This window comes from Bradyrhizobium erythrophlei (genome assembly GCF_042430365.1).
GTDB classification, from domain to species: Bacteria; Pseudomonadota; Alphaproteobacteria; order Rhizobiales; family Xanthobacteraceae; genus Bradyrhizobium; species Bradyrhizobium erythrophlei.
In genome coordinates, this window is record NZ_JBHMET010000130.1 from 56,193 (window position 1) to 82,761 (window position 26,569).

The 26,569-nt window shown below is 64.8% G+C and carries 31 protein-coding genes; 10 read left to right on the plus strand and 21 right to left on the minus strand.

Annotation, left to right across the window (positions count from 1 at the left end):
• Positions 1-87: 87 nt before the first annotated feature.
• The 3 genes from ACFFWD_RS20135 to ACFFWD_RS20145 form a co-directional block, all read right to left on the minus strand.
• Complete coding sequence (locus ACFFWD_RS20135; RefSeq protein ID WP_376968232.1) at positions 88-294, minus strand: hypothetical protein; 207 nt, start codon at positions 292-294, stop codon at positions 88-90.
• Between the two features lie 55 nt (positions 295-349).
• On the minus strand, positions 350-1,090 hold the full coding sequence (locus tag ACFFWD_RS20140) for an AAA family ATPase (RefSeq protein ID WP_376968233.1): 741 nt from the start codon (positions 1,088-1,090) through the stop codon (positions 350-352).
• 236 nt (positions 1,091-1,326) lie between these two features.
• Positions 1,327-3,045, minus strand: coding sequence for an outer membrane beta-barrel protein (locus ACFFWD_RS20145; protein ID WP_376968234.1), 1,719 nt, complete (start codon positions 3,043-3,045; stop codon positions 1,327-1,329).
• Positions 3,046-3,233: 188 nt separating this feature from the next.
• Between ACFFWD_RS20145 and ACFFWD_RS20150 the strand changes: the two genes are divergently transcribed.
• Positions 3,234-4,244 carry a KpsF/GutQ family sugar-phosphate isomerase gene (locus tag ACFFWD_RS20150; protein WP_376968235.1) on the plus strand — a complete coding sequence of 337 codons (1,011 nt, stop codon included), beginning with the start codon at positions 3,234-3,236 and terminating at the stop codon, positions 4,242-4,244.
• A gap of 121 nt (positions 4,245-4,365) precedes the next feature.
• Here the strand turns inward: ACFFWD_RS20150 and ACFFWD_RS20155 are convergent, their stop codons facing one another.
• The gene (locus tag ACFFWD_RS20155; protein ID WP_376968236.1) at positions 4,366-4,905 is read right to left on the minus strand and encodes a carboxymuconolactone decarboxylase family protein; all 540 of its coding nucleotides are present in this window, start codon (positions 4,903-4,905) and stop codon (positions 4,366-4,368) included.
• Between the two features lie 76 nt (positions 4,906-4,981).
• On the opposite strand from ACFFWD_RS20155, the gene ACFFWD_RS20160 reads away from it, so the two are divergent.
• Positions 4,982-5,311, plus strand: coding sequence for a winged helix-turn-helix transcriptional regulator (locus ACFFWD_RS20160; RefSeq protein WP_376968237.1), 330 nt, complete (start codon positions 4,982-4,984; stop codon positions 5,309-5,311).
• Between the two features lie 2 nt (positions 5,312-5,313).
• Here the strand turns inward: ACFFWD_RS20160 and ACFFWD_RS20165 are convergent, their stop codons facing one another.
• The 3 genes from ACFFWD_RS20165 to hemH all read right to left on the minus strand — a co-directional run bounded on the left by ACFFWD_RS20165 (position 5,314) and on the right by hemH (position 8,025).
• Positions 5,314-5,760, minus strand: coding sequence for an NfeD family protein (locus ACFFWD_RS20165; protein WP_376968238.1), 447 nt, complete (start codon positions 5,758-5,760; stop codon positions 5,314-5,316).
• Between the two features lie 33 nt (positions 5,761-5,793).
• Positions 5,794-6,762, minus strand: a complete 969-nt coding sequence (locus ACFFWD_RS20170) for an SPFH domain-containing protein (RefSeq protein ID WP_376968239.1) — start codon at positions 6,760-6,762, stop codon at positions 5,794-5,796.
• 225 nt (positions 6,763-6,987) lie between these two features.
• Positions 6,988-8,025, minus strand: coding sequence for a ferrochelatase (gene hemH, locus ACFFWD_RS20175; protein ID WP_376968240.1), 1,038 nt, complete (start codon positions 8,023-8,025; stop codon positions 6,988-6,990).
• Positions 8,026-8,124: 99 nt separating this feature from the next.
• Between hemH and ACFFWD_RS20180 the strand changes: the two genes are divergently transcribed.
• Positions 8,125-8,523 carry an MAPEG family protein gene (locus ACFFWD_RS20180; protein WP_376968241.1) on the plus strand — a complete coding sequence of 133 codons (399 nt, stop codon included), beginning with the start codon at positions 8,125-8,127 and terminating at the stop codon, positions 8,521-8,523.
• A gap of 152 nt (positions 8,524-8,675) precedes the next feature.
• Here the strand turns inward: ACFFWD_RS20180 and ACFFWD_RS20185 are convergent, their stop codons facing one another.
• The 3 genes from ACFFWD_RS20185 to ACFFWD_RS20195 are packed head-to-tail and all read right to left on the minus strand — an operon-like array spanning position 8,676 to position 12,497.
• Positions 8,676-9,779, minus strand: a complete 1,104-nt coding sequence (locus ACFFWD_RS20185; RefSeq protein ID WP_376968242.1) for a nickel/cobalt transporter — start codon at positions 9,777-9,779, stop codon at positions 8,676-8,678.
• Positions 9,776-10,420, minus strand: coding sequence for a DUF1007 family protein (locus tag ACFFWD_RS20190; RefSeq protein ID WP_376968243.1), 645 nt, complete (start codon positions 10,418-10,420; stop codon positions 9,776-9,778). Before ACFFWD_RS20190 ends, ACFFWD_RS20185 begins: the two co-directional genes overlap by 4 nt.
• A 1-nt stretch (position 10,421) precedes the next feature.
• The gene (locus ACFFWD_RS20195; RefSeq protein WP_376968244.1) at positions 10,422-12,497 is read right to left on the minus strand and encodes a M3 family metallopeptidase; all 2,076 of its coding nucleotides are present in this window, start codon (positions 12,495-12,497) and stop codon (positions 10,422-10,424) included.
• Positions 12,498-12,627: 130 nt separating this feature from the next.
• On the opposite strand from ACFFWD_RS20195, the gene ACFFWD_RS20200 reads away from it, so the two are divergent.
• The 6 genes from ACFFWD_RS20200 (at position 12,628) to ACFFWD_RS20225 (ending at position 17,576) form a co-directional block, all read left to right on the plus strand.
• Entirely contained in the window at positions 12,628-12,888 is a 261-nt protein-coding gene (locus ACFFWD_RS20200; RefSeq protein WP_376968245.1) for a hypothetical protein, read from the plus strand.
• 665 nt (positions 12,889-13,553) lie between these two features.
• Positions 13,554-14,696 (plus strand): type III PLP-dependent enzyme, encoded by a 1,143-nt coding sequence (locus tag ACFFWD_RS20205; RefSeq protein WP_376968246.1) that lies wholly within the window; start codon positions 13,554-13,556, stop codon positions 14,694-14,696.
• A 128-nt stretch (positions 14,697-14,824) separates the two neighbouring features.
• Positions 14,825-15,436 carry a GNAT family N-acetyltransferase gene (locus ACFFWD_RS20210; RefSeq protein ID WP_376968247.1) on the plus strand — a complete coding sequence of 204 codons (612 nt, stop codon included), beginning with the start codon at positions 14,825-14,827 and terminating at the stop codon, positions 15,434-15,436.
• A gap of 12 nt (positions 15,437-15,448) precedes the next feature.
• Positions 15,449-15,616: a hypothetical protein gene (locus ACFFWD_RS20215; RefSeq protein ID WP_376968248.1), complete on the plus strand. Its 168-nt coding sequence runs from the start codon at positions 15,449-15,451 to the stop codon at positions 15,614-15,616.
• A 79-nt stretch (positions 15,617-15,695) separates the two neighbouring features.
• Entirely contained in the window at positions 15,696-16,085 is a 390-nt protein-coding gene (locus tag ACFFWD_RS20220) for a RidA family protein (RefSeq protein ID WP_376968249.1), read from the plus strand.
• 48 nt (positions 16,086-16,133) lie between these two features.
• Positions 16,134-17,576 (plus strand): homospermidine synthase, encoded by a 1,443-nt coding sequence (locus ACFFWD_RS20225; protein ID WP_376968250.1) that lies wholly within the window; start codon positions 16,134-16,136, stop codon positions 17,574-17,576.
• A gap of 131 nt (positions 17,577-17,707) precedes the next feature.
• Here ACFFWD_RS20225 and ACFFWD_RS20230 read toward each other — a convergent pair whose 3' ends face one another.
• The 9 genes from ACFFWD_RS20230 to ACFFWD_RS20270 form a co-directional block, all read right to left on the minus strand.
• Positions 17,708-18,448, minus strand: coding sequence for an acetoacetate decarboxylase (locus ACFFWD_RS20230; protein ID WP_376968251.1), 741 nt, complete (start codon positions 18,446-18,448; stop codon positions 17,708-17,710).
• A 115-nt stretch (positions 18,449-18,563) separates the two neighbouring features.
• On the minus strand, positions 18,564-18,899 hold the full coding sequence (locus ACFFWD_RS20235) for a hypothetical protein (RefSeq protein WP_376968269.1): 336 nt from the start codon (positions 18,897-18,899) through the stop codon (positions 18,564-18,566).
• Positions 18,900-18,980: 81 nt separating this feature from the next.
• Positions 18,981-19,697 (minus strand): MgtC/SapB family protein, encoded by a 717-nt coding sequence (locus ACFFWD_RS20240; RefSeq protein ID WP_376968252.1) that lies wholly within the window; start codon positions 19,695-19,697, stop codon positions 18,981-18,983.
• Between the two features lie 30 nt (positions 19,698-19,727).
• Complete coding sequence (locus ACFFWD_RS20245; protein WP_376968270.1) at positions 19,728-20,744, minus strand: WD40 repeat domain-containing protein; 1,017 nt, start codon at positions 20,742-20,744, stop codon at positions 19,728-19,730.
• On the minus strand, positions 20,744-21,778 hold the full coding sequence (locus tag ACFFWD_RS20250) for a CobW family GTP-binding protein (protein ID WP_376968253.1): 1,035 nt from the start codon (positions 21,776-21,778) through the stop codon (positions 20,744-20,746). Before ACFFWD_RS20250 ends, ACFFWD_RS20245 begins: the two co-directional genes overlap by 1 nt.
• 56 nt (positions 21,779-21,834) lie before the next feature.
• Complete coding sequence (locus ACFFWD_RS20255; RefSeq protein ID WP_376968271.1) at positions 21,835-22,707, minus strand: metal ABC transporter substrate-binding protein; 873 nt, start codon at positions 22,705-22,707, stop codon at positions 21,835-21,837.
• A 5-nt stretch (positions 22,708-22,712) separates the two neighbouring features.
• Positions 22,713-23,582 (minus strand): metal ABC transporter permease, encoded by an 870-nt coding sequence (locus ACFFWD_RS20260; protein ID WP_376968254.1) that lies wholly within the window; start codon positions 23,580-23,582, stop codon positions 22,713-22,715.
• A gap of 5 nt (positions 23,583-23,587) precedes the next feature.
• On the minus strand, positions 23,588-24,343 hold the full coding sequence (locus ACFFWD_RS20265; protein WP_376968255.1) for a metal ABC transporter ATP-binding protein: 756 nt from the start codon (positions 24,341-24,343) through the stop codon (positions 23,588-23,590).
• 3 nt (positions 24,344-24,346) lie between these two features.
• On the minus strand, positions 24,347-24,547 hold the full coding sequence (locus tag ACFFWD_RS20270; protein ID WP_376968256.1) for a hypothetical protein: 201 nt from the start codon (positions 24,545-24,547) through the stop codon (positions 24,347-24,349).
• 51 nt (positions 24,548-24,598) lie between these two features.
• Between ACFFWD_RS20270 and ACFFWD_RS20275 the strand changes: the two genes are divergently transcribed.
• The gene (locus tag ACFFWD_RS20275) at positions 24,599-24,901 is read left to right on the plus strand and encodes a hypothetical protein (RefSeq protein ID WP_376968257.1); all 303 of its coding nucleotides are present in this window, start codon (positions 24,599-24,601) and stop codon (positions 24,899-24,901) included.
• Positions 24,902-24,924: 23 nt separating this feature from the next.
• Here the strand turns inward: ACFFWD_RS20275 and ACFFWD_RS20280 are convergent, their stop codons facing one another.
• Together ACFFWD_RS20280 and ACFFWD_RS20285 are read right to left on the minus strand one after the other, a co-directional pair.
• A complete protein-coding gene (locus ACFFWD_RS20280) occupies positions 24,925-25,425 on the minus strand; it encodes a hypothetical protein (protein ID WP_376968258.1) in 501 nt (166 codons plus the stop codon).
• Entirely contained in the window at positions 25,422-26,012 is a 591-nt protein-coding gene (locus tag ACFFWD_RS20285; protein WP_376968259.1) for a permease, read from the minus strand. The genes ACFFWD_RS20280 and ACFFWD_RS20285 overlap by 4 nt, the downstream gene beginning before the upstream one ends.
• Between the last annotated feature and the right edge of the window lie 557 nt (positions 26,013-26,569).

A 26,569-nucleotide genomic window follows, 5' to 3' on the forward strand; every position in this document is an offset into this window, starting at 1 on the left:
CCACCGTCCCCGCAAAGACGCTTTCCACGTCTTGCGAGGAGACACCAGCCACTGGGGCGTCAGGACCACACGACTTCGCCGTCCGCCTCACGCGCACTCGTCAGTTGCGCATTCCGCGTCCACCGCATCCCACACCACGTTCGTGACGATCGCGAGCCGCCCCTCATCGCGTGAGACGGGCGGATTCGTGCCACTGATTTGCCCGACGACGGAAGCGGAATATTGCCCGTCGGGTTGATTTGTCGCAGGCGCCGCGCCGACATTGCTCTTGCGTGTCGGGCGAAGCAGCTTCACGGGCGAGAGTCGCAGAACACTCTAACGCGGACCTTCGGGTCCGTATCATGGTCTATCAAGCCCAAGTGGGGTCGATTCGGTTCCAAGAAGCGATCATCCTCGCTGCCTCGATTGCTTTGGTCTCAAGGTCCAAGGCACCTGCCATGTCTTCTCTTTCGATCAATGGAACGACACTCTCGGCGAACAGCACCTTGTTTCGTTCAAATCGCTTTCCTTCGCCAGGAACGTGGCTCTCCAAAATGTCCGAGAATTCATCAAATCTACTGGGGAACGATGTTAGTCCAGGAAATCTCCGCCTATCTCTGTCAGCACCAAGCCGCTTGAATGCTCTCCCCTCAAGCGGGCTGCTAATGACGGAGGCGAGTGATTGAAACATTTGGGTCGGCTGAGTTGGGAGCTCGCCATAGTCAATACTAACAAGCTGGAGTTGGCGCGAGACCGGATCTATCTGAACTTTAATTGCGCGACCAACGTATTGCTTTCCAAAATCGAAATGATTGCCATTGATCCCACCGCCACTCGTATTTCTGTTGAAGACACGCGCGACACTTTCCTCGCTAATAGGCATCTCAAGCGTCAGCTTTGTTGGATGCGCCCCATTTTGTGTTCCAGGGGAGAATTGGTAGTTGCCGCAATGAAATTGTATAAGATCGAGTAGGGCCGACTTACCACTATTGTTTCTTCCTACGAGAACGTTGACAGGCTGGACCCCGTCAAAGCCCTGCTCGTCCTTGCCAAACGACTTGTAGCTCTGAATAAGAAACTTCGCGTGCCTGATTTTGTCGAAGAACGTCATCTCTCGATCTCGGTTGGCGCTGTTAGCGGACGCTACACACGGCTGGAGTAGTTGACCTTCAACTTAAAAGTTGCGTTGTCGCCGGCTGAGAAATCAACTTTGCAGGACTTAATTAAGGGAACTGTTTACTCAACTTCATGTTGAGTGCAAGCTTCGAGTATTTTTATGCGCTTCGTACCCTCTCGTGCGATCCCTGCTAGGCGCCCTAACGAGGCTGCAAGAGCGTGATGGCGCTCTCAATTCTGCAGCCTCACCCCCAGCATCACCACCGTCGATGCCGAGCTCGATCCCGGCGATGACGAATCCAGGATGTCGCGGCGGAGTGTGCCCTTGATCCAGAGGCTGCGGGTCAGCTTGTAGATGAGGTCGCCCGACAGCGAGTAGATCTTGTCGGTGCGGTTGTCGCCCTGGTAGTCGAGCGTGCCGTAGGTGAACTTGCCGATACCGGTCAGCCAGCGGCGGAAGTCGTGATCGACCTCGACGGTATAGGTGCGCGACAGCACGCCCGAGGTGCCGGGCAGTGTGGTCTCGCCGAGCTGCGTGTCGGAATAGAACTTCACCGTCGTCAGCGGCGTCGCGGTCCAGGTCAGCGAGGCCGTGGTGAGGAGACCGTTCAACTGGCTCAGCCGCGGGTCGACATAGTTGCGCGCGGCGTAGCCGATCGAGACTTCGCCGAACAGCAGCCGCGTGAACTCGAAGGAGCTGCCGGCCTTGACGTAGCCGCCGTTCGAGTCGCGCGCGAAGCCGTTGCGGTCGAGGCGCAGGTCATGCACGCGGCTGTCGCCCTCGACCTCGACGAAGGGCTTCACGGCCGGCGTCAGCTCGTAGCTTGCGCGCGCGACGCCGCCATACTGGCTGAAATTGCGGTCGTCGTTCGACGACGAGGCGCCGTCGGTGAGCTTCGACCATTGATAGTCGGTGCGATCGACGGTGGCGCCGGCCGAGATCTGCAGGCGGTTGAAGTTCTGGTCGATGCCGAAGGTGCCGCCGACGGTCGAGTAGAGCGGATATCTGGCAAGCCCCGTCTGCACGTTCGGGCTGCCGGGATTGTCTGTCGTGACCAGGAGCCGCGCCTGCGCCGTCAGCCGCGTGTCGCGCGAGACGTCGATGCGACCGTCGATATGACCGATGACGTTCGGGCGGTCGATGTCGAGCGGCGCCGACAGCGGCGTGCCGTCGGCATTCGGGGTCAGGTTTTGGCCATAGCCGGTGAACGAGCCGCGCAGATCCGCGACGACGGCGTGACGCTCCCAGTCGGAGACCGCGAGGAATTCCGGCGAGATGATGTAGAACGCCCGTCCCTGCGGCGAGTTCAGGCGGCCGGGATTGGTGTCGTAGCCGCCCATGAATTCGACGGCCGACTTGACCAGGAACGAGCCGGCGTAGTCGCCGACCGCGCCGAACGGATCGTCGTCGATCTTGAGCCGCTTGCGCGGCGGCTGGCCCGGAACGGTGCCGGCCATTGCGGGTGCGATCGGCGACTTGTTGGCGCTCTCAGACGGCGGGATCGACAGGCGCAACCCACCGGTCGCGTTTCGCTGCGGCGGCGTGGGGGCCGGCGTGCCGAGGCCCGGTGGCGGCTTTGGCCTGGCCTGCCCCGGATAATATTTCGGTTTCTGGCGCTTGCGGTTGAGCGAGTCATAGCCCGCGGTTGCCGCACCATTCGCGGCCGGCAAGCCGTAGCTCGGGACCTGTCCAAGGCGCGTCGGCGCGCGCCGCTCGCGATCGGGATCGCGCTGCCTGGCGTCGTTGAGCGGATCGGCGACCTCGGCGCCGGTCCGGCGCAGCGGCGAATCCGGATTGAGCACCAGGCTCTGGCGGGTCGGGCTGAACATGTCAGGCGTGACGGTCTGGGCCTCGGCCAGGCCCATGGTCGCGGTCAGCACAAGGCACGGCAAGGCCACGCGAACGAGGCGTGCGCGCCCGTTTCGGCCCCTTGCTGGACCTTGCTTCACGACGAAATTACCCCAACAAATTCATACACTTGCAGAACACGCTCCGCCGGGCGGCGGAAACGTCGTTAATGGAGTTAAAACAATTATGGTTAATGAGCCGTTGAGGGCGGCCCGCCGTGCGTCGCCTTGCTGAAAGGACCGTGCTAAGGGAGACGCCCGGGCGCAAAGGCCCTCCCCTGGAATTCCCGATGGCAACACCGAAACCGCCGATGGCCAAATCGTCCGGCACCGATCACGCCGCCGTTCACTCGGCGCTCCGCACGCTCGACGTGGAGGCAAGCGGCGTCGCCGCGATTTCAGCGGCGCTCAAATCCGACCTCGGCACGCCGTTTACGGCCGCGGCCGAGATGATCCGCAACGCCAAAGGACGGCTGATCGTCACCGGTCTCGGCAAGTCGGGCCATATCGGCCGCAAGATCGCCGCAACCTTTGCCTCGACCGGCACGCCGGCGTTCTTCGTGCACGCCGCCGAGGCGAGCCATGGCGACCTCGGCATGATCACCGCCGATGACGTGATCCTCGCGATGTCATGGTCCGGCGAGCAGCCGGAGATGAAGAACCTGATCAACTATGCGGCGCGCTTCTCTATTCCCCTGATCGCGATGACTGCCCACAAGGCCTCGACGCTGAGCAAGGCCGCCGACGTGCAGTTGACGCTGCCGAAGGCGCGCGAGGCCTGCCCGCACAATCTGGCGCCGACCACGTCCTCGCTGATGATGCTGGCGCTCGGCGACGCGCTGGCGATCGCGCTGCTCGAAGGCCGCGGCTTCACCTCGACCGATTTCAGCGTGCTGCATCCGGGCGGCAAGCTCGGTGCGCTGTTGAAATATGCCCGCGATCTCATGCACACCGGCGACGCCGTGCCGCTGAAGCCGCAGGGCACCAAGATGTCGGACGCGCTGGTCGAGATGACCTCGAAGGGATTCGGCTGCGTCGGCATCGTCGATGCGCGCGGCCACATCATCGGCATCGTCACCGACGGTGACCTCCGCCGCCACATGCTGCGCTCCGACCTGATGACCGCTTCGGTCGACGAGATCATGACACGGAATCCCAAGACCGTCGGCCGGGACACGCTGGCCGGCGAGGCGCTGGAGATGCTCAATGCGGCGAAGATCACCGCGCTGATCGTGACCGACGCCAAGAAGCCGGTCGGCATCATCCATCTGCACGATTTGCTGCGCGCGGGCGTGGCGTAGGCGCCTGCGGTCCCTCACCTCGTCATTGCGAGGTTCGTAGGGTGGGCAAAGCGCAGCGTGCCCACCATCACCAGCTGTGCAAGACGTGGTGGGCACGCTTCGCTTTGCCCACCCTACGGCTCTACCTCGGAAATCTTGCCGCCGTCGCCTCCAGCGGCAACGCCAGCGCGTTCGCGAGATACGACACCGAGCGATAGAAGCCGCACAACAGGATGATCTCGAGGATCTGGTCGTCGTCGTAATGCGCCGACAGCGCTGCGAATTCCGCCTCATCAAGCGTCGCGCGCGCATGCAGCGCGTCGACCGCCGCGATCAGGTCCCGTTCGGCGGCCGACCAGCAGTCGGCGTCGGCCTTCTCGCAAACGGTGGCGCGGACCTGCGCCTCGGTCAGTTCGGCGGCCGCCGCAAACGCCGTAACGTGCACGCCCCATTCATATTCGCAGGAATTCAGCGCGCAGGTGCGGTCGATCACGATCTCGCGCGCCCTGAGCGACAGCGGCCCGCGATCGAGCAGGCTGCCGCCGCGAAACTTCTCCCAGGCGCGCGGATGGCCGGCCATCACGCGGAACAGGACGAGCGGCGGCGCGCCGCGCATGATGCGGTCGAAATGGCTTTGGACGTCGGCCGCATAAGGCGGCTCGAGCGGCGCGATGCGTGACATGGCCCGATACCCTTGCTACAGTTAATGTAGCGATACGCTACAATATCTGTAGCATCGCGCAAGGGGGATTTTCATCATGCCGAAGCAGGCACCGACCGCACGGCGCAGCGTCCGCGGCTCGCGCAGCGGCCGCCCGATCATGGCGCTGCTCGACCTGCTGGGACGGCGCTGGGCGTTGCGGATCATATGGGAATTGCGCGACCTGCCGTTGACCTCGCGCGCGCTGCGCACCGCCTGCGACGAGGCCTCGCCGACGATCTTGCAGACACGGCTGACCGAATTGCGCGAGGCCGGCTTCGTCGCGCTGACCGATGACGGCTACCGCCTCACTGAGCTCGGCAGGGAGCTGTTCCGGACCTTCGCGCCGCTGCACCGCTTCGCCGAGCGATGGAGCAAGCGAGGCTAAAGCTACGCCGCCGCCACCGTCAGGCTGGCGCCATCGGCGCGGATGATCCTCACCCGGCTGCCGGCCGGCGCGTCGGGGCCGGCGACGCGCCAGACGGTGTCGTCGATCCGCACCGTGCCGGAGCCGTCGACGATCGGCTTCTCCAGTGTGAACTCGCGGCCGATCAGGGCCTCGGTGCGGCGGTTGAGGAACGGGTTGCTCTTACTCGCCTCGGTCGTGCTCTTGGCAAAATGCCGCCATGCCGGCACGGCGGCCGCGGCGAACACCGCAAACATCAGGAGCTGCATTTGCCAGGACGGCGTGATCAGGAACGACACCAGCCCGACCAAGAGCGCAGCGAGCCCAAGCCAGAACAGGAACACGCCGGGCGCCGCCAGCTCCAACGCCATCAGGATGAAGCCGAAGATCAGCCAGTTCCAGGTACCCAATGTCGAAAACATCTCGGTCATGACACGACCTCTACAATTGCGGACGCAATGCCATCACGTCCTCGGCGGCACCGAACCGCGACGTGCGGCGGCGCTCGCGGATGCCGCGCTCTCGCCGAACGTCGCGCGGGCGATCTCGCCGATGCCGGCGAGCGAGCCCAGCACGCTCGTCGCCTCGATCGGCAGCATCAGCACCTTTTGGTTCGGCGACTCCGCGAGTTGGCCGAACGCCTTGATGTATTTGTCGGCGATGAAATAGTTCAGCGCGGCGACGTCGCCCTTGGCGATCGATTCGGAGACCATCTGCGTGGCCTTGGCCTCGGCTTCGGCGAGACGCTCGCGCGCCTCGGCGTCGCGGAAGGCGGCTTCGCGGCGGCCTTCGGCCTGCAGGATCTGGCCCTGCTTGGCGCCCTCGGCGCGCAGGATCTCCGACTGCCGCTGGCCTTCCGCCTGCAGGATGTCGGCGCGCTTGACGCGCTCGGCCTTCATCTGCCGGCCCATCGCCTCGACGAGGTCGGCCGGCGGCACGATGTCCTTGATCTCGATGCGGTTGACCTTGACGCCCCAGGGCGAGACCGCGGCGTCGACGACGCGCAACAGCCGCTCGTTGATCTCGTCGCGATGCGACAGCACCTGGTCGAGATCCATCGAGCCCATCACCGAGCGGATGTTGGTCATGGTCAAGACGGTGATCGCCTGCGTCAGATTGGCGACCTCGTAGCTCGCCTTCGCGGCGTCGAACACCTGGAAGAACGCAACGCCGTCCACCGTCACGGTGGCGTTGTCCTTGGTGATCACCTCCTGCTCGGGAATGTTGATCACCTGCTCCATCATGTTGATCTTGCGCCCGACGCGGTCGAAATAGGGCACGATCAGGTTGAGGCCCGGCGTCAATGTGCGGGTGTATTTGCCGAACCGCTCGATGGTCCAGTCGTAGCCCTGCGGAACGGTCTTGACCCCGGCAAACAGCGTGACAATGACGAGAAGTACGAACGCGATCGCAAAAATATCGAAACCAGTCATAAAGTCCTCCAAAGCCGGCAAGACCGTCGCCGGGCACGGCCGTGCATTGGTCTGCACGACCGCTTCGCCGGTTCAGCCGGCTGTTCTTATAGCTTACACGTAGGAAGCGGGTTTACAGGCCGCCAGATGGATGAAGCGTGAACGGGCGCCGGTTTCACCGGTGTCATGAATCGTTAACGATCGGATCGAGAGCGATCAAATCCGGCCCTGTCAGATTCAGCGATATCAAATCCAGCCTTGCAGCTCGCGCAGCACAAGCTGGCGGATCACGTCCATTCCGCCGTCGCTGTCGTTGAGGCAGGGGATCGCCGCAAACTGCTCGCCGCCATTGTGCCGGAAGATTTCGGCGTTCTCCTGCGCGATCTCCTCCAGCGTCTCCAGGCAATCGGCGGAGAAGCCCGGCGTGACCACCGCCATGCGCTTCACGCCGTCCTTCGCAAGCTTCTCGACCGTCTTGTCGGTATAGGGCTGCAGCCACTCGTCGTTGCCGAAGCGCGACTGGAAGGTCAGGATCAGCTTCGACGCCTCGAGGCCGAGGCGCTTGCGCAGCGCATCTGTTGTCGCGATGCATTGCGCCTCGTAGGGATCGCCCTTCTCGACATACTTCTTCGGCATGCCGTGGAACGACGCGACGATGACCTCGGGCTGGAACGGCAGCGTGGCGAGATGGGCGTTGATCGAGACGGCGAGCGCCTCGATGTAGTCGGGGTCGTCGTAGTAAGGCGGCGTCACCCGCAGGATCGGCTGCGCGCGCATCGCGGCCAGCACGCGAAACACCTCGTCGCAGACGGTCGCCGAAGTCGCGGCCGAATATTGCGGATAGAGCGGCACGACCAGGAGCCGGCTGCACCCAAGCGCTGCCAGCGCCTCGATCCGCGCCTTGATCGACGGGTTGCCGTAGCGCATCGCCCAGTCGACCACGACATGGTCGTAGTCGGCGATGTCGGCGCCGAGCTTCGCAGCCTGCGAGCGCGTGATCGTCTTCAGCGGCGATTCGTTCTTTTCGGTGTTCCAGATCTTCAGGTAGTCGCGCGCCTTGCGCGCCGGGCGGACGCGCAGGATGATGCCGTTGAGGATCAGCTTCCAGAGCAGGCCCTGGTCCTCGATCACCCGCGGATCGGACAGGAATTCCTTCAGGTAGACCCGCACGCCCGCGGCGTCAGCGGTATCTGGCGTGCCGAGATTGACCAGCAGCACGCCAATCCTTTCGGGCTTCGCGTCCGCGGCCGGCTTTGCGCTTCCGAAGGGAACGACCGTGCTCATGATGGCCTTATGCTCAGGTCCTTGGGCTTCGCGCGTTGCCCGATCCTTGTCAAGCTGCGGGCGGGTTGGCTACGTTCCCGTGCAAACGTGGGAGGAACCATGACGGTCGCCGAATGGTGCGTCTTCGGGACGCTGATGCTCTCGCTGCTCACGATCGCATCGGTCAAATGGATCGGCTTCCGCCAGTTCGACAACGCCAATCCGCGCGATCCCGGCTTCTACAATGATCCGATCCGCGCGCGCGCGCTCGGCGCGCACCAGAACGGCATCGAGGCCTTCCCGTTCTTCGCCGCCGCGGTGCTGCTCGCCGAATTCCGCCTCGGCCCGTTGCGGCTGATCGACGAGCTGGCGGTGCTGTTCCTGATCGTGCGTATCGCCTACGTCTTCACCTATATCGGCAACCGCCCGACGCTGCGCTCGATCCTCTGGAGCCTCGGCCTCGTCATCAACATCGCGATCTTCTTCCTGCCGGCGATTAGGGGCTATCTGCCGGGGTGAGCGCGGCATTGCCTCTCTTCCCCGTCATGCTGAGGAGGCCGCGCAGCGGCCGTCTCGAAGCACGACGGCCCGGCTCGTGGCCGTGCATCCTTCGAGACGCCGCTTCGCGGCTCCTCAGGATGACGGTTCAAGAGCTTCGCAGGATCAAGACTTCAAAGGCACGTCACCCGTTCGGCCGCGACATAGCCGAACAACAGCCCCAGCCCGAACAGCAGCACGAGACCGGCGGCGCCGAACTCCAGGCCGCGCATGATCAGCATGCCGCCGCCGTCGCGCGCCGCGCTCAGCCGCTCGGCCATGCCGCGTGCCGACACCGCGAGAACCGCGATCGCCGCAACGGTGATGGCGGTGCCAAGGCCCATCACGAAGGTCGCGGCGATCCCGGCCCAGAACAGGCCCTGCGCCAGTGCGAACACCAGGACCAGGATCGCGCCCGAGCAGGGCCTTAACCCCACCGCGACAATCGCGCTCAAGCCCCGCTGCCAGCCGCCGGGACCGGCGAGCTCGGCCGGCGTCGGGCCATGCGAGTGGCCGCAATGCTCGTCATGGACGTGGTGCGGATCGTGGCCGTGATCATGGTCATGGCCATGCTCGTGATGCGCATCCGCGTGGTGATGGTGGTGACCATGGTGATGATGGTCATGATCATGGGGATGCGGCGCCCCGGCCACCGCCAGCGCCGGGCGCGGCATCTGGAGCGCGCGGATGAAGCCGCCGCCCTTGACCCAGACGAGGCGCGCGCCGAACGCGGCGATCAGGGCGTAGCTTGTGATCTCGATCGCCTTCTCCGCCCCGCACATGGTCTTCGCCGTGGCGTTGAGCAGCCAGGCGCAAATGCCGACGACGACCACCGCGACGAGGGATTGCAGCAGCGCCGAGGCGAACGAGAGCACGATGCCGCGCCGCGCGGTCTCGTGGTTGGCGACCAGATAGGACGAGATCACCGCCTTGCCGTGGCCGGGGCCGGCGGCGTGGAAGATCCCGTAGGCGAAGGAGATCACGAGCAGCGTCCAGACCGCCGAGCCGTCGGATTTCGCGGCGCGGATCGTTGCCGAGATCTCGCGGTAGAATTCCGACTGTTTTGCCAACAGCCAGCCGATGATGCCGCCGGCCTGCGGCTCCGCCGCGGCGCGCGGCGCACCGAACGGATTTTGCGCCCATAGCGCATGCACCGCCCCATCCAGCGCGGCCACCACCGCCAGCACGACGACGGAGGCGGCAAGGCCGCGCAGCAGGCGGGCCGATGTCGGCGTCATGGGCACTCCACCACGATCTTGTTGGCGAACATGGCGCCGAAATTGCCACCGTCGCCCATGAAATTCTGCTCGCCGAGCTTCTGCGCGCTGGCGGTGCCATCATTCGGCCGCTGGAATTGCAGCTTGCAGTCGACCGCCGCGCCGACCAGCTTGACCGGATCCTTGTCGGAATACTTGAAGTCGATAAAGAAGGCGGGATCGAACACTTCGAGCGACAGTTGCTTCGGCTTGAACGGCGTCTTCGCCGGCAGCGTGAAGTGGAGCGTCAACGCCGCATCCTTGTAGTCGAGGTAGTAGTCGACCGGCTCCAAAAACTTCTCCTTCTTGCCGTCGGCCTTGGCGAAGGTGAAGTAGGCGAACTCCTTCAGCGACTCGACATTGGTCTGCGCCAAGAGAGCAAGCTCCTCGCGGCTGTAGGCGCCCTTGGTCTTGGCCTCGATGCCCTGCAGCGCATAGGTCGAGAACATGTCGTCGAAAGTCCAGGCGTGGCGGACGCCGGTGACGGTCCCGTCGGACGCGTAGATCAACTCGCTCCTGGCGGTGATCCAGACATGCGGATGGGCCTCTGCGGCAACGGCGCCGAGCGCGACTGTGCCGGCAAGGCACAGCGCCCCGATCAATCCGCGGACAGTGCGCCGCACGTCAGGCCGCCTCTGGCGTTTCGAGCAGGCCGCGACGGCGCAACAGCGCGTCGGGCTCCGGCTCACGGCCGCGGAAAGCGACATAGGCCTCCTCCGGATCGCGCGAGCCGCCCGATGAATAGATGTCGTCAAGCAGCCGCTTGGCGGTGGCGGGATCGAAGATGTCGCCCGCCTCCTCGAAGGCGCCAAAGGCGTCGGCGTCCATCACCTCCGACCACATGTAGCTGTAATAGCCGGAGGCATAATGGTCGCCGGAGAAGATGTGGCCGAACTGGGTCGGCCGGTGCCGCATCGAGATCTCGGCCGGCATGCCGATCTTCTGCAACTCTTGTCTCTCGAAGGCCCGGACATCGCGGCTGGCCGCGGCCGGCTGGGTGTGGAATTCGAGGTCGACCAGCGCCGAGGAGACGAACTCGACGGTGGCAAAGCCCTGGTTGAACTTGCGCGCGGCAAGGAAGCGCGTGAGCAGGTCGTCCGGCAGCGGCTCGCCGGTCTGGTAGTGCCGGGCGAAGCGCTGCAGCACTTCGGGCCGCTCCTGCCAGTGCTCATAGAGCTGGGAGGGCAACTCGACGAAGTCGGTGAACACTGATGTGCCCGACAGCGAGGGATAGGTCACGTCAGAGAGCATGCCGTGCAGGCCGTGGCCGAACTCGTGGAACAGGGTCCGCGCGTCGTCCGGCGACAGCAGCGACGGCGCGCCATCTGCGCCCTTGGCGAAGTTGCAGACATTGATGACCAGCGGCGCGACGTCACCGTCGAGCTTCTGCTGGTCGCGCAGCGAGGTCATCCAGGCGCCGGAGCGCTTCGAGGACCGGGCGAAGTAGTCGCCATAGAACAGCGCCTTGTGCTGACCCGCGCGATCCCTGACCTCCCAGACCCGCACGTCGGGGTGCCAGACCGGAATGTCCTTGCGCTCCGCGAAGGTGACGCCGAACAGGCGGGTGGCGCAGTCGAAGGCGGCCTCGATCATGTGGTCGAGCACCAGATAGGGCTTGATCGCGGCATCGTCGAAATTGGCCTTGGCCTGCCGGAGCTTCTCGGCGTAGTAGCGCCAGTCCCACGGCGCGAGGGTGAAATTGCTGCCCTCCTCGGCGATCAGGGCCTGCAACGCGTCGCGATCGGCGAGCGCCCGCTCGCGCGCCGGCTTCCAGACCCGCTCCAGGAGGCCACGCACGGCCTCCGGCGTCTTGGCCATCGAATCCTCCAGCCGATAGGCGGCGTAGGTCGGGAAGCCCAGGATCTTCGCGCTCTCCTCGCGGAGCTTGAGGATCTCCACGATGGTGTCGTTGTTGTCGTTGGCGTTGCCATTGTCACCGCGGGCGATGAAGGCCTTGTAGACCTTCTCACGCAGGTCGCGCCGCGCCGAGCTCTGCAGGAACGGCTCGACCGAGGAGCGCGACAGCGTCACGATCGCCTTGCCGGCCATGCCGCGCTCTTCTGCCGCAGCCTTGGCCGCCGCCACAAATGTGTCGGACAGGCCGGCGCGGTCGTCCTCGCCGAGCTCCATGAACCAGTCCTGCTCGTCGCCGAGCAGATGGTGGCTGAACGAGGTGCCGAGATGGGCGAGGCGCTCATTGATCTCGGCCATCCGGGCCTTTGCGGCCTCGTCGAGACCCGCGCCGGCGCGGTGGAAGCGGGTATAGGTCCGCTCAAGGAGCCGCAACTGCTCGCCGGTCAGGCCGAGCGAGGCGCGCTTCTCGTGCAGCATGGCGATGCGGCCAAACAGCACAGCGTTCATCATGATCGGATTCCAGTGCCGCGCCATCCGCAGCGACACCTCCTTGTCGATCTCGAGGATCGCTGGGTTCGAGTGCGCCGAGACCAAGTCATAGAACACGGCCGAGACCTTGGTCAGGAGCTTGCCGGAGCGCTCCAGCGCGGTGACGGTGTTGGCGAAGTCGGGCAGCGCCGGATCATGGGTAATGGCGGCGATTTCGGCCGAATGGTCGGCGAAGGCCTGCTCGAAGGCAGGCAGGAAATGCTCCGGCTGGATCTCGGCGAAGGGCGGCGTCTCGAACGGCGTCCGCCATCCCTGCAGGAGAGGGTTTGCCTGAGCCTGTGCGCTGGTTTCCGACATCAGAAGTCCCGCTTTTCGCCTTGAAAATAAGGCCCAACCTATATCACGCGATACGGCATTTTTGGGCCTTTTGCGCTTGATAGATGGGCACTTTTCGGAGAGATTGCGCCCCCTGAACAGGACCTATTCCATGAGCATGCAGCCCTCAATCTCAGGCAAAAGCCGGATCCTCTGGCCGAGCGTCATCACCGTGATCTCGGCGGCGATCCTGATCGGCGCGGAAGTGTTCGGCGCGGCGTTTGCCGGCGGCTGGGCGCTCGCGATTCTGTTCGGGCTCGACGACACGGCCGCTCACATCCTGCAGGCCGTGCTGTTCGGCATCGGCGTCCTGATCATGATCGCCTTCATCCGCGCCGCGCAGCGCGTCGAGCCATTCACGCGCCGCGCCTGACACGCGCGATTCAAGAAAGCCCTGCGGCAGAAGGCTTAAACGCACACTCTTCGTTAGCCATTCTTAACAGCCGTTCATCTTCAGCACGCCAAAGCGTGTGCCCAGCGCGACAGTGAAGGCTCGCGTTAGGGAAATTTGTCGCTATCGCAAAAAAATTCTTGCGCGGCAGAGTCAAAAGACTTATTTCCTCGCTTGCCCAATTTCGCACGTGCCTGTGGTCGTGTGTCAGTCGGTAGGTATCCGGACAAGAGGCCGGACAGCCGCCAAGGGATGGAAGAACCGAGGGTCGTACAGTCCATCAGGACCAAGGCGGCCAGCATCTCTCTCCAGGGATGCCGTTGAAGGTCTCACCACTCCTTGCAACCGTGACTGGCAGCCGGAGGCGAACCGGCGCACCCCGCTCTCAACGGGGGACGCGACTTAAAGCAACGACGGAGCGGGCTTTTTTGGTCTCTACCGGCATTCCAACGCCGGCGCGGGCTACTGAAAAGGCTTGTCCTTCATTGCCAGGTGAGCGGGCGGGAAACTCTCCCAACCAATCCACGGCAGCACAGTCTGGTTTGAGTCTTTTGGCTTCGTTGCGCCTCCATCGCGCAATTGGCCAAAGCGCTCTTATCCGACGTCACGTTGAACGGATCCCGTCGCTGGGGCCGTTGGAGAGTGCCATGACAGAACGTATCCAGGAATTCCTGCGCAACCGCCGCAGCGAGGGCCTCGACACCGAGCCGTGCCTCGTCGTCGACCTCGACGTCGTGCGCGACAACTACCAGACCTTCGCCAAGGCGCTGCCGGACAGCCGCGTGTTCTACGCGGTGAAGGCAAACCCTGCGCCCGAAGTGCTGTCGCTGCTCGCTTCGCTCGGCTCCTGCTTCGACACCGCGACCGTTGCGGAGATCGAGATGGCGCTGGCGGCAGGCGCGACGCCCGACCGCATCTCTTATGGCAACACGATCAAGAAGGAGCGTGACATCGCGCGCGCCTTCGCGCTCGGCATTCGCCTGTACGCGGTCGACTGCGCAGCCGAGGTCGAGAAGATCGCCCGCGCCGCTCCCGGCGCCAAGGTGTTCTGCCGCATCCTCTATGACTGCGCCGGCGCCGAATGGCCGCTGTCGCGCAAGTTCGGCTGTGACCCGGAGATGGCGGTCGAGGTGCTCGACCTCGCCAAGCGCCTTGGGCTCGAGCCGTGCGGCATCTCGTTCCATGTCGGCTCGCAGCAGCGCAAGGTGAAGGCGTGGGACCGCGCGCTCGCCATGGCCTCGACCGTATTCCGCGACTGCGCCGAGCGCGGGATCAACCTCACCATGGTCAACATGGGCGGTGGATTCCCGACCAAGTACCTCAAGGACGTTCCTCCGGTCGTGCAGTACGGCCGGTCGATCTTCCGCGCGCTGCGCAAGCATTTCGGCAACCAGATCCCGGAGACGATCATCGAGCCGGGCCGCGGCATGGTCGGCAATGCGGGCATCATCGAGACCGAAGTCGTTCTGATCTCCAAGAAGAGCGACGAGGACGAGGTGCGCTGGGTGTACCTGGACATCGGCAAGTTCGGCGGCCTCGCCGAGACGATGGACGAGTCGATCCGCTACGCCATCCGCACCCCGCATGACGGGGCTGACATGACGCCGTGCGTGCTCGCAGGGCCCACCTGCGACTCGGCCGACGTGCTGTACGAGAAGATGCCGTATCCGCTCCCGGTGACGCTCGAGATCGGCGACAAGCTGCTGATCGAAGGCACCGGCGCCTATACGTCGACCTACTCGTCGGTGGCGTTCAACGGCATTCCGCCGCTGAAGACCTACCACATCTAATCGCCTCCTTGATCGAGGCCTAACGAACCGGGAGCCGGCCAGCCGGCTCCCTCCCAGCCATTTCCGAATTTTCTGACGACGCTTGCCGCGGCGTGCCCATGGCCGTTGCGAGCGGGGACTGACGTGCCATGACTGCAAAACGGAACACCCCCGTTGCCCTCATCCGGAATGCCGCTCCGTTCCTGATCCGTGCGGAACGAGCATCGGACGTTGTCGCACGCGAAGCGCTGCTCGATGCCTGCTTTGGCGAGAACCGCCATACGCGCACCTGCCAGCGCCTGCGCGACGGACGCGCGCCCGCCGAAGGCCTGAGCCTGTCGGCCGTGCGCCAGGACGGCCGGTCGGTTGGAACCGTGCGGTTGTGGCACGTCAGCGCGGGGGGCCGCGCTGCGCTGATGCTGGGGCCGCTGGCGGTCGACGACACCTGCCGCGGCCTCGGCGTCGGCGCCGCCCTGATGAAGCGCGCGCTCGCCGTCGCCAAGGCGCGCGGCCATGACGCTGTGATCCTGCTCGGCGATGCGCCCTATTATGCCCGCTTCGGCTTCTCGGCGGCCAGGACGGGCGAGCTTTCCTTGCCCGGCGCGTTCGAGCGCGAGCGGTTGCTCGGCCTCGAAATCACCGACGGTGCGCTGGACGGCGCCTGGGGCATGATCACCCCGACCGGCACGCTGCTGCCCAAAGCGAAGGCATCCCGCGCCCGCGCCAAGAAGGCACCGCTCGCCGTGCCGCACGCGGCCTGAAGCGCGGCCGCCATGTCGAAGAAGCCTCCCGTAACCGATGTCGCGCGCCCGCGTTTGCGCAGCTTCGTGACATCGGCCCTGCTGGTCCTGATTTCGGTCATGATCGTCAGGGACATCCTGGTGCGGCGGTGGACCAGCACGCCGCAGTCGTCGCCCGACACCACACAACAATCGCGCTAACGTCGTTCCGGGGTTGCGCGGGCGTGCAAAATGCCCGTAAACCCCGCGCCAAGCCCCCTTCAGTCGAGGTCCTCAAAACATGCCCCGTCGCCTGATTTCCACCGGCTCGCCCTTTGAAAAGACCGCCGGCTATAGCCGCGCCGTGATCGACGGCGACTTCGCCTTCGTCGCCGGAACCACCGGCTATGACTACACGACGATGATGATGCCCGACGATGTCACGAGCCAGTCACGTAACTGCTTCAAGACCATCGAGGCGGCCCTCAAGGAGGGCGGCTTTGCGATGGCCGACATCGTCCGCGCGACCTACTACCTCACCCGGCCCGAGGATGCCGACGCCCATTTCGCGGTCTGCGGCGAGGTGCTCGGCGACATCCGGCCGGCCGCCACGCTGCTGTTCGTCGCAGGGCTCTACCGGCCCGAGATGAAGGTCGAGATTGAAGTGACCGCGAAGCGCCGTAGCGCCTGATCCACCCCTCACCATTTGTCCGCCAGCACTTTCCGGAGAAACCATCCCATGAGCCCCGCCTCGCAGATCTACGCGAAGATTACCGGCCCCATCGTCATGGTCGGCTTCGGCTCCATCGGCAAAGGCACGCTGCCCTTGATCGAGCGGCATCTCGATTACGACAAGTCGCGCATCACCGTGATCGATCCCAAGGACGAGGGCCGCAAGGCACTTTGCGAGAAGCACAATGTAAGATTCATCCAGCAGGGCCTGACCAAGGACAATTATCGCGACGTGCTGACCCCGCTGCTCACTGAAGGCGGCGGCCAGGGTTTTTGCGTCAATCTCTCGGTCGATACCGGCTCTACCGACATCATGGAGCTCTGCAACGAACTTGGCGCTCTTTATATCGACACCGTCAACGAGCCCTGGCTCGGCTTCTATTTCGATTCTTCGAAAGGCCCGGAAGCGCGCTCCAACTACGCCCTTCGCGAAGTGACGCTGGCCGCCAAGAAGGCGCGCCCCGCGGGCTCGACGACGGCCGTCTCCTGCTGTGGCGCCAATCCCGGCATGGTCTCCTTTTTCGTCAAGCAGGCGCTACTCAATGTCGCCGCTGATCTGAAGCTCAATGCCCCCAGGCCGAAGACCAAAGCCGAATGGGCGGACTTGATGCGGCAGGCTGGTGTCAAGGGCATCCACATCGCCGAACGCGACACCCAGCGCTCCAAGTCGCCGAAAGAGCCGGACGTCTTCGTCAACACCTGGTCGGTGGAAGGTTTCCTGTCGGAAGGCGTGCAGCCGTCCGAACTCGGCTGGGGCACCCATGAAAAATGGATGCCCGAGAATGCGCGTACCCACGAAGCTGGCTGCGGCGCAGCCATCTATCTGATGCAGCCCGGCGCCAACACGCGCGTGCGCACCTGGTGCCCGACCCGCGGCGCGCAGTATGGCTTCCTCGTCACCCACAACGAGTCGATCTCGATCTCCGATTACTTCACGGTGCGTGGCGCATCGGGCACGGCGATCTATCGGCCGACCTGCCACTATGCCTATCATCCGGCTGACGATGCCGTGCTGTCGCTGCATGAAATGTTCGGCCGCGCAGCGAAGATGCAGGAAAAGCACCACATCCTCGATGAGGACGAAATCGTCGATGGCATCGACGAACTCGGCGTGCTGCTGTTCGGCCATGACAACAATGCCTACTGGTACGGCTCGCAGCTCTCCATCGAAGAGACCCGCAAACTCGCGCCCTATCAGAACGCCACCGGCCTCCAAGTGACCTCCGCCGTGCTCGGCGGGATGGTGTGGGCGCTGGAAAACCCGAACGAAGGCATCGTCGAAGCCGACGAGATGGATTTCGATCGTCTGCTGGAAATCCAGATGCCGTATCTCGGCCCGGTGAAGGGTTTCTACACTGACTGGACCCCGCTGACGGATCGTCCGGGACTGTTTCCGGAAGATATCGATACGAGCGATCCCTGGCAGTTCCGGAATATTCTGGTGCGCTGACCCCAGAGGGGTCATCCCGGGATGCGCGCAAAGCGCGCAGACCCGGGATCTCGAAATTGGTGGCACGAGATTCTCAGGTGCGCGAGTGCGCACCATAGTTCATCGCGGTGCGATGCCCCGGAATGACGTCGTCACCTCGCCATGTAATCGAATGCCACCGTCCCGAGGCCCAGCGTCAGATCCGCCTTGAAATGCAGCGCGGAGACCACCTCGCGCACCGGCAGGCGGGCCACATCGCAGAGCGCATGGGGAAACAGGCCGAGCGCGGCGGGGCCGGTCCAGGCTTCCTTCAGCGTGATGTCCTCGAGATGAAAGCGCACGAGTTCGCAGATCCGCGGGCTGCCGTCGACATGCGGGATGATCTTGAGGATGAAGTTCGGCGCCTTCATGGACTTCAGCACGGCGTCGTGGTCGAGCGGACGGTGCTTGTAGCCCATGGTCGCCGACGCGCAGAGCACCGAGCCGTAATGCAGCGAGCCGACGAGCACGTCGCTCTCGACCTCGATCTTCGGTTTTGCCAATTTCTTCGGAAATCCCCACAGCTCGCGGCCGCCGGCGATCGGTCCCTCGTCGTCCAGATACATCGCGTGGGTGTAGGCGCCCTCCTCTCCCTTGAGGCGGACCGGGATCACCTGCCCGGTTTCGGTGTAATCGCCGAAGCCGGTCGAGTCGGGCATGCGGATGAACTCGTATTTCACCACCGACTCGGCCACCTCGAGCGGCTCCGGCACGATGGCGGCGAGCGCCTCGGGGTCGGTCTTGTAGGTGATGATGAAGTATTCGCGGTTGAAGAAACGATAGGGCCCCGGCGGGAACGAGGGGTTGGTGAGCGGCATCGAATAGGCGGTTCGCCTGACGTCGTCGATCTTCATGAAGGGCCCCATCTGTCGTTGGCGTGACCACGATTATGGGGCGCAAGACCGATAGAGGCGAGACCGTAGATTCGGCACGGTCCGTCAAATGCGCGTCACAATGCGCTGACCCGCGCTACTTCTGCTTGATCGGCGGCACGGTCTTCTCCGCGGGCGCAGGCGGCAGCACGGGCTTGGCGCCCGCCTTCTCCGCCTCGGCATCGGGGCGCGCCGGCTCCGGTGCCGGCGTGGTCGGGCGATCGCCGCCGGGCTTCGACTGGGCTGGTGGCGCGGTCTTCTGCGGCTCCGGCGTCGTCCCCTGCAGCGGCTGCGTGGCCTGCGCCATCTGCTCCGAATTGGTTGCGCTGATCTCGCGCAGCGACAGCCCCACCATCACGCATCCAGCGATCACCAATGCGGAGGCGATCATCAGGTCGGTCCGCAGCGTTCGCCTGATATGGTCCGCAGCCATCTCGTTCACCCGCGACTCGTTCGCGAGGTCAACGATCGTGCTGGGGCATGGTTCCGTGGCGCCGGCTCCGGGGACCGGGCCTCAATCCGTGGTGCTGACCTCCCAGGTGGCGTGACGCACGCTGGGCTGGCGTTGCAGGTCGACGACCACGGCGTTTAGCTCGTTGGGATCGATCGCGGTCGAGACCAGGGTCGCGACGATCTCGAGAAGATCATCACCGATCTCGACGACATTGACATCGGCGACCGGATAATTGGCGTGCTCGAGCTTCTCGACGAGGCGGTCGCGCATGGCGGGCAGGGCCTCGGTCGGGACCGCGAGCTTGAAATAATAGGTCGCCTCGGACGCCTTCTCGTCGAGCGGGATGCGGTTGATGGCGTTGACCAGCGGGCGCAGCAGCGTGTTGCCGGCGATGACGAAGACAGTCAGCGCCACCGCCTGCGCGACCAGATCGGCGCCGGCGCAGGAGCCGACCGCAGCGGAAGCCCACAGGGTTGCCGCCGTGTTGAGGCCGCGCACATCCATGCCCTGCTTCATGATGACGCCTGCGCCGAGGAAGCCGATCCCCGACACCACATAGGCGATCACCCGCACCGCGCCGTCGGCGCCCGCCAGATGCATCGCGAGATCGACGAAGGCGGCAGCCCCCACCGCGACCAGCACATTGGTGCGCAGGCCCGCGGTGCGCTGCCGGTATTGCCGCTCCGCCCCGATCAGCGTGCCGAGCACGAAGGCGGTGGCGAGGCTGATCAGCGTGTCGATGAAATCGGCGGTCTGGAATGTCGCAAGAAATCGCATGTCGCTGCCCCGGCTGGACGCGCCGATCTCTTACATTTCCAGGATGCCCGCGTCACCATCTTCCGCGCCGAAGGCAAGCAGCGTACCCTTGGCATTCCACGCCAGCGCCGATACCGCGGCGCCGCCGTTCTTGCGGACCAAAATCTCCGCGCCGTCCTCGAAGCGGACCATCAGCACGGTGCCGTCGCTATAGCCGGCGGCCATGATGTCGTTCTTCGGATGGCAGGCGACCACCGAAACCCGCGCCGGCATCGGCGCCAGCATTGCCGGCTCCTTGCCCATCGGGCCATCCTTGCTGGCGAACGGCCAGACGATCACGGTGTCGGCGCCCGAGGTCGCGAGCCCCTTGCCGCCGGCGCTCCACGACATCGAGCGGACGCGGCCGGGATAGCCGCTCATCCGCATGTGCCTGTTGTCGGCGAGCCGCCAGCCATGCATCGCCGGCTCGTGCATCGCGGTGACCAGGAATTTGTTGTCCGGACTGAAGGTGACGGCGAGATGCGAGCCGGCCCATTCCAGGAATTCCGGATTGGCGGCCATGTTGGGAAACCACAGCGTGACGCCGCCATAATGCGCGATCGCAAGCCGCAGCCCCTTCGGCGCAAATGCCAGCCCGCCCACCGTCGACGGCACCTCGAAGGTCTTCACCTCGCCCTTGGCGCCCTGAACAAAGGCCGTCTTGCCGGCCGACCACGCCACCGTGCCGTCGCCATGCAGCGCGACATTGTCGATCCAGCGCCGCTTGGCGTCGGTCGCGACAACAGTCGTCTCGCCCTTGGCGTCGGTCGCGACCAGCTTGCCGTCGTCACCGCCGGTGACGAGCCGCTTGCTGTCGGACACTGCGCAGAGGATGGCGCCGAAATGCGCCGGCACTTGCGCCACCTCGCCGTCGGCAGTCGCAATCGAGATCGTCTCCTCGGCACCGACGAAATAGGCGCGGTCGCCGAGGAAATGCGCTGAACTCACCGCAGCGCCAAGCGCGAGCGGCTTGACGCGGTCGGTGATCGAAACGATGGAGGGCGCGTCGCCCGGATCGAACTCTTTCATCACGTCGTAATGCACTGCTCGAAGCCGTCGCGGATCGCCTGTTCCGGCAGATCGCGACCGATGAAGATGACCCGACTCTCGCGCGGCTCGCCGTCCTTCCATTTCCGCTGGTGATCGCCCTCGAGCATCATGTGGACGCCCTGGAAGACGTAGCGATCGTCATCGCCGGTAAAGGCGAGGATGCCCTTGGAGCGCAGGATCTTCTGACCTTCGCTGGCAACGAGCTGCTGCAGCCAGGGCATGAACTTGGTCGGGTCGAGCGGCTTGTCCGAGCGCAGCGCCAGCGACTGCATATCCTCGTCGTGATAGTGCTTCAGCCCATGATGACTGTGGCTGTGATCATGGTGGTGATGATCATGGTCATGATGGTCGTGATCATCGGCCTCGAGAAAGTCCGGCTCGATCTCCAGGATGCGGTCGAGATCGAACGCGCCGCGCTCCAGCACGTCGCCCAGCGCCACCGCGCAGCGCTCGGTGCGATGCAGCTTGGCGTAGGGATTGATGCCGCGGATCCGCGCCTCGACCTCGGCGAGCTCCGGCTTCGACACCAGGTCGGTCTTGTTCAGCACAATGACGTCGGCGAACGCGATCTGGTTCTTGGCCTCCGGCGCGTCCTTCAGGCGGTCGGCCAGCCATTTGGCGTCGGCGACGGTGACGACGGCGTCGAGGCGCGCGTTCTTCTGAACGTCCTCGTCGACGAAGAAGGTCTGGGCGACCGGCGCCGGATCGGCAAGCCCCGTGGTCTCGACGATGATGGCGTCGAACTTGCCCTTGCGCTTCATCAGGCCGTCCATGATGCGGACGAGGTCGCCGCGCACGGTGCAGCAGACGCAGCCATTGTTCATCTCGAATACTTCTTCGTCGGCGCCGACGATCAAATCGTTGTCGATGCCGATCTCACCGAATTCGTTGACGATGACGGCGTATTTCTTGCCGTGGTTTTCCGACAGGATGCGGTTGAGCAGCGTGGTCTTGCCGGCGCCGAGATAGCCCGTCAGCACGGTCACAGGAATCTTTTGCGAAGCTTCAGCCATAACAACTCCGAAAGGAACTTTTGGGAGGCGCTCGAGGCGGCAGGGAGGCCCCTGCCCTAGTTGGCGAGCGCGCCGGTCAGGGCCTTTATATTGTGCCTGACCATGTCAATGTAAGTGGGGGCATCGCCCTTTTCGCCCGTCAAACTGTCCGAGTAAAGGGTGCCGCCGACCCTGGCGCCGGTCTCGGCCGCGATCCGCTGGATCAGGCGCGGATCGTTGATATTTTCGAGAAAAACTGCCGGAATTTTCGCTGCTTTCACCTGGGTGATGATTTGAGCGATATCGCGCGCGCTGACCTCGGCCTCGGTGGAGACGCCGAGCGGCGCGACGAACTGGATGCCATAGGCATCGGCGAAATAGCCGAAGGCGCCGTGGGTCGAGATCACCTTGCGCCGCGCGTCCGGGATCGTCGCGACCGCCTCCCGCACCTCGCGGTCGAGCGCGTCCAGTTTCGCGAGATAAGCTCCCGCATTGGCCCTGAAGGCGTCGGCGTCCGCGGGAGCCACCACGATCAGGGAATCGCGGATGTTGCCGACATAGAGCTTGGCATTGACGACGGATTGCCAGGCATGCGGATCGGCCGCGCCGCCGAGCTTCCGCGGCGTGATGCCCTTGGTCGCGACCACAACAGGCGCCTTGCTGCCGGAGGCCTGCAACAGCCGCGGCAGCCAGCCTTCGAAGCCGAGACCGTTGACGACCAGGAGCTTTGCATCGGCGACCTTCCTGGCATCCGCCGGCGTCGGTGCATAGACATGCGCGTCGCTGTCGGGCCCGACCAGCGCCACCACATTGACCCTGTCGCCGCCGACATTGCGGACGATGTCGGCGAGAATCGAGAAGCTCGCGACGACGTTGACGCGCTCGTCCGCACGCGCCGCGCCGCTGGCTGCGAAGAAAGCCAGTGAGATGATCCAGAACAGCCGACGCATCACCATCATGCCTCGAGATGACGGCCGGGAAACAACTGCCGCACCAGCCCGCTGACATTGCCGAACAACAGCGACACGACATAGAGGCCGGCCGCGACCAGGATGATCGCCGGCCCTGAAGGAATCCGCGTCTGGTAGGACAGCACGAGGCCGGCATAGCCCGACAGCGCGGCGCTCGCGACCGCGATGCAGATCATCGTGGTGATGTCGCGCGACCAGAACCGCGCAATGCCGGCGGGGAGGATCATCAGCCCGACGCCGAGCAGCGTGCCGAGCGCATGGAAGCCGTTGACGAGATTGATCACGACCAGCGCGAGGAAGGCGAGATGCGCCGGCGCGCCGGCGCGGCTCACGCTGCGCAGGAACACCGGATCGACGCATTCGATCACGAGCGGACGATAGATCACCGCGAGCACCAGCATGGTAATGGTCGCGTTGAAGGCGATCACCAGGAGCGTCTGGTCATCCATCGCGAGGATGTTGCCGAACAGCACGTGCAGGAGGTCGATATTGGTGCCCTTGATCGAGACGATGGTGACGCCGAGCGCGAGCGAGACCAGGTAGAAGGTCGCGAGCGACGCGTCCTCCTTCAATTCGGTGGTGCGGGCGACGAGACCCGCGAGCAGCGCCACCGCAAAGCCAGCGATCAGGCCGCCGGTCGTCATTGCGAACAGATTGAGCCCCGACAGCAGGAAGCCGATCGCAGCCCCCGGCAGGATCGCATGCGCCATGGCGTCGCCGACCAGGCTCATCCGCCGCAGCATCAGGAACACGCCGATCGGCGCGCCGCCGAGCGACAGCGCGATCACCGCGGCAAGCGCGCGGCGCATGAACTCGAATTCGGTGAAGGGCGCGATCAGCGCATCGGTCAGCATCGGCGTCAGGCGGCGCGGGAGGGCCGGTCCACGGCGCAGGCGGCGGCACTGTCGTCGAAGGCTTCACACATCCGCATCGCCACCATCAGATTGTCCGAGGTCAGCGTTTGCGCCGTCGGCCCCCATTCGACCGGTCCGCGCGCCAGCAGCAGCGTTTCCGGGAAATTGTTTCGCACCATCTCGAGGTCGTGCAGCGCCGCGAGCACCGTGCGGCCCTCACCATGCCAGCGCTTGACCAGCGCGAGCAGGTCGGCCGTGGTCTTGGCATCGATCGCGTTGAAGGGTTCGTCGAGCACGATCAGGCGCGCGTCCTGCAGCAGCACCCGCGCGAACAGCATGCGCTGCATCTGCCCACCGGAGAGCGTGCCGATCGGCCGGTTCTCGAAGCCGTTGAGGCCGACGGCGGCGATCGCCGCCAGGATCTTCTTGCGCGCGGCCAGATCCATGCCGCCGAAGAATCCGGTCGCGCGCCACAGCCCGGTGCCGACGAAGTCGAACACCGAAATCGGGAAGCTGCGATCGATGTCGGCGGTCTGCGGCAGGTAGGCGATATCGCGGTGCTCGAGCCCGTCGAGATCGATCACGCCCGACAGCGGCTTGAGCACGCCGGCGATGCCGCGGAGCAACGTCGATTTGCCGGCGCCGTTCGGGCCGATCACCGCGAGCAGCGCGCCGGGCGCGACCTCGCCGTTGAGGTGATGCACCGCCGGGTGGCGGTCATAGCCGAGCGTAACGTTGCGGAATGTGACCAGCGCACCCATGGTTCACCTCATCGCCAGCCAGACGACGCCCCACAGGCAGGCGCTGACCGCGAGCGCCGCCGCAAGCCGCGCCGGAACCGTCATGCGCAGGATCGACCAGGGCGCGACCTGGGCCGGATGCGGCGACGCCGAGCCATGGCTGTGCTCATGGGGACCGGCGTGGCCGTGGTGATGGTCGTGGGCAGGGGAACGGGTGTGGGCCATGGACAGTTGTTATATTATAACATTACGTGAGTCCACAAAGCGGGAGGTATCATGGCGGCTCTGCAAAAATGGGTGAAATTCGAACTCCGCCGGCAGAGTGACGATCTCGTCTACACTTTCGTCAGGACAACCCGCCCGGACGGAACGATCGGCTACCAGCGGCAGGACCACGATTTCTGGATCGAGCACCGACCCGGCTGGGGCTGGGTGGCCTGGGACGCCGCAAGCCAGTCCTGCGCCGGCCGGCCTTGGAATGTGCTGCCCGCCAACCAGGACGCCCACCCCCCGGAGGGCGATTGGGTGAGCCGGAAGGGGCCGAAATCCCACGTCTACAACCTCGTCTATGTGAGCTAGTCGGAGATCCATCGTAGCCAACCTCACGGCTTGCCGATCAGCATTGCGAGGGCCGCCGCCAGGAACGGGAACGGCAGCGAGACCGCGGCGCGGAACCAGACGAAACGGGCCGGCATGAACGGGATCTCCCACAGGATCACGCGCTGGAACGCGAACAGGGCCCAGGCGACCGCATAGGCGATCACCTGGGGCGGGCCGCCGCCGGCCTTCAGCGCGACGGCACCGATCGAAAAACCGACCACCGGCCCTCCCGGCGTCGCCGCGCCGGCAATGGTCGCGGTTAGCACGCCGAGCCAGCCGCTGTTCGGCCCGAGCCAGCCGGTGATGATCTCCTGCGGGATCACGGCGGCGATATAGCCGGAGCCGACCACGCCGACCGCGATCCGCGGCACGATGTTGATGAATTCGAGCGAGCCTTCGCGCAGCGAGGAGACCAGCACCGTGCGACCACGCAACCAGGCGATAGTGCCGACGGCGACGACCGAGCCCCACAGCAGGATGTCGATCAACAGCGAGGCGCTCATTCGTCCGGCGCACCGTTCGGATAGACGCGGACATAGACCAGGCGCCCGAGCGCGCCCGCCAGCACCGGGATCGGCAGCGAGAGCACGATCCGCCACAGCGTGAAGTCGGTGCCCATGATCGGCAGCTCCCAGGCCACCGCACGGCCATAGCCGATCAGCGTCCAGCTTACGACCATCGCGATGGTGGCGCCGAAATCCGCGCCGACGGTGAGCAGCGCCGCCGCCACCGGATAGGCCGTGAACGGACCGCCGGGCAGGATCGCGCCGAAGGCGGTGCCGATCAGGAGGCCCTTGAGGCCGGAATTCGGGCCGAGCGCGCGCGAGACTTTTTCGTGCGGCAGAATTTCCGCGATGAAGGCCCCGAGCAGGCAGCCGGCCAGCACACGCGGCAGGATGCCGCCGAACAGCGAGACATCGTGCATGAAGATCTCGGTGACGCCGTCGATGCCGTCGCGCCGCCAGACCAGCGCGGCGCTCACCACCACCAGCACCAGGATCGAGATCATCGACCAGCCAATCGGCTTGCGCACGCGCTTGGGGCGCGTTTCGTCGTCGTCGGGCACCGGGTCTTTGCGAGGATCGGACAAGGCGATGGGTCGAGTGAAGAATGTGGTCTGTCCTGCTTAGTCCCGTCACGGGGGTGAGGCAAACGGAAGCTGCGGCGATATCCATGCGCGGGTCAGGGATGGGTATGCGTTGTCTGTAAGTGCGAGCACACCATCCGCTTGCGTCGTCCCGGCGAAGGCCGGGACCCAACCACCGGCTTGTGTTGTGAACGGGATCGCGGCCCCAGCGTTGCGCAACAACTGGCAGTTGGGGTTATGGGTTCCAGCCCCCGTGCGCAATTGCGCACTAGGCCGGGACGACATCGAATTTGTTGCACGGCTTGTGGACATCCACATTCTCGCGGCGCGATGCGTCCGAGCTTTGCGTGTCGTTTCGCCCTCTCCTCATGCAGAGGGCGCAGGGAAAGCCGGGTGCCGATTGCACCCATGGGTCCGGTGCAACAAAAAGCACAGGGGGTCGGACCACAGGTGAAACCGGAAACACGCCGGCTTTCCCTGCGCGATGGTCTTACGGTTTCTTTCGTGCTCTCCCCGGCGAGACCGGGCTTGTTTGTCACCGTCTTCGCAAGGACGTTTCG

Bases quoted from the DNA above. Each gene is read 5' to 3' on its own strand.
- ACFFWD_RS20140 (WP_376968233.1), bottom strand. From the start codon at position 1,090: ATGACGTTCTTCGACAAAATCAGGCACGCGAAGTTTCTTATTCAGAGC.
- ACFFWD_RS20150 (WP_376968235.1), top strand. From the start codon at position 3,234: ATGGCAACACCGAAACCGCCGATGGCCAAATCGTCCGGCACCGATCAC.
- ACFFWD_RS20155 (WP_376968236.1), bottom strand. From the start codon at position 4,905: ATGTCACGCATCGCGCCGCTCGAGCCGCCTTATGCGGCCGACGTCCAA.
- ACFFWD_RS20160 (WP_376968237.1), top strand. From the start codon at position 4,982: ATGCCGAAGCAGGCACCGACCGCACGGCGCAGCGTCCGCGGCTCGCGC.
- ACFFWD_RS20165 (WP_376968238.1), bottom strand. From the start codon at position 5,760: ATGACCGAGATGTTTTCGACATTGGGTACCTGGAACTGGCTGATCTTC.
- ACFFWD_RS20170 (WP_376968239.1), bottom strand. From the start codon at position 6,762: ATGACTGGTTTCGATATTTTTGCGATCGCGTTCGTACTTCTCGTCATT.
- hemH (WP_376968240.1), bottom strand. From the start codon at position 8,025: ATGAGCACGGTCGTTCCCTTCGGAAGCGCAAAGCCGGCCGCGGACGCG.
- ACFFWD_RS20180 (WP_376968241.1), top strand. From the start codon at position 8,125: ATGACGGTCGCCGAATGGTGCGTCTTCGGGACGCTGATGCTCTCGCTG.
- ACFFWD_RS20185 (WP_376968242.1), bottom strand. From the start codon at position 9,779: ATGACGCCGACATCGGCCCGCCTGCTGCGCGGCCTTGCCGCCTCCGTC.
- ACFFWD_RS20195 (WP_376968244.1), bottom strand. From the start codon at position 12,497: ATGTCGGAAACCAGCGCACAGGCTCAGGCAAACCCTCTCCTGCAGGGA.
- ACFFWD_RS20200 (WP_376968245.1), top strand. From the start codon at position 12,628: ATGAGCATGCAGCCCTCAATCTCAGGCAAAAGCCGGATCCTCTGGCCG.
- ACFFWD_RS20205 (WP_376968246.1), top strand. From the start codon at position 13,554: ATGACAGAACGTATCCAGGAATTCCTGCGCAACCGCCGCAGCGAGGGC.
- ACFFWD_RS20210 (WP_376968247.1), top strand. From the start codon at position 14,825: ATGACTGCAAAACGGAACACCCCCGTTGCCCTCATCCGGAATGCCGCT.
- ACFFWD_RS20215 (WP_376968248.1), top strand. From the start codon at position 15,449: ATGTCGAAGAAGCCTCCCGTAACCGATGTCGCGCGCCCGCGTTTGCGC.
- ACFFWD_RS20220 (WP_376968249.1), top strand. From the start codon at position 15,696: ATGCCCCGTCGCCTGATTTCCACCGGCTCGCCCTTTGAAAAGACCGCC.
- ACFFWD_RS20225 (WP_376968250.1), top strand. From the start codon at position 16,134: ATGAGCCCCGCCTCGCAGATCTACGCGAAGATTACCGGCCCCATCGTC.
- ACFFWD_RS20230 (WP_376968251.1), bottom strand. From the start codon at position 18,448: ATGAAGATCGACGACGTCAGGCGAACCGCCTATTCGATGCCGCTCACC.
- ACFFWD_RS20235 (WP_376968269.1), bottom strand. From the start codon at position 18,899: ATGGCTGCGGACCATATCAGGCGAACGCTGCGGACCGACCTGATGATC.
- ACFFWD_RS20240 (WP_376968252.1), bottom strand. From the start codon at position 19,697: ATGCGATTTCTTGCGACATTCCAGACCGCCGATTTCATCGACACGCTG.
- ACFFWD_RS20245 (WP_376968270.1), bottom strand. From the start codon at position 20,744: ATGAAAGAGTTCGATCCGGGCGACGCGCCCTCCATCGTTTCGATCACC.
- ACFFWD_RS20250 (WP_376968253.1), bottom strand. From the start codon at position 21,778: ATGGCTGAAGCTTCGCAAAAGATTCCTGTGACCGTGCTGACGGGCTAT.
- ACFFWD_RS20255 (WP_376968271.1), bottom strand. From the start codon at position 22,707: ATGCGTCGGCTGTTCTGGATCATCTCACTGGCTTTCTTCGCAGCCAGC.
- ACFFWD_RS20260 (WP_376968254.1), bottom strand. From the start codon at position 23,582: ATGCTGACCGATGCGCTGATCGCGCCCTTCACCGAATTCGAGTTCATG.
- ACFFWD_RS20265 (WP_376968255.1), bottom strand. From the start codon at position 24,343: ATGGGTGCGCTGGTCACATTCCGCAACGTTACGCTCGGCTATGACCGC.
- ACFFWD_RS20270 (WP_376968256.1), bottom strand. From the start codon at position 24,547: ATGGCCCACACCCGTTCCCCTGCCCACGACCATCACCACGGCCACGCC.
- ACFFWD_RS20275 (WP_376968257.1), top strand. From the start codon at position 24,599: ATGGCGGCTCTGCAAAAATGGGTGAAATTCGAACTCCGCCGGCAGAGT.
- ACFFWD_RS20280 (WP_376968258.1), bottom strand. From the start codon at position 25,425: ATGAGCGCCTCGCTGTTGATCGACATCCTGCTGTGGGGCTCGGTCGTC.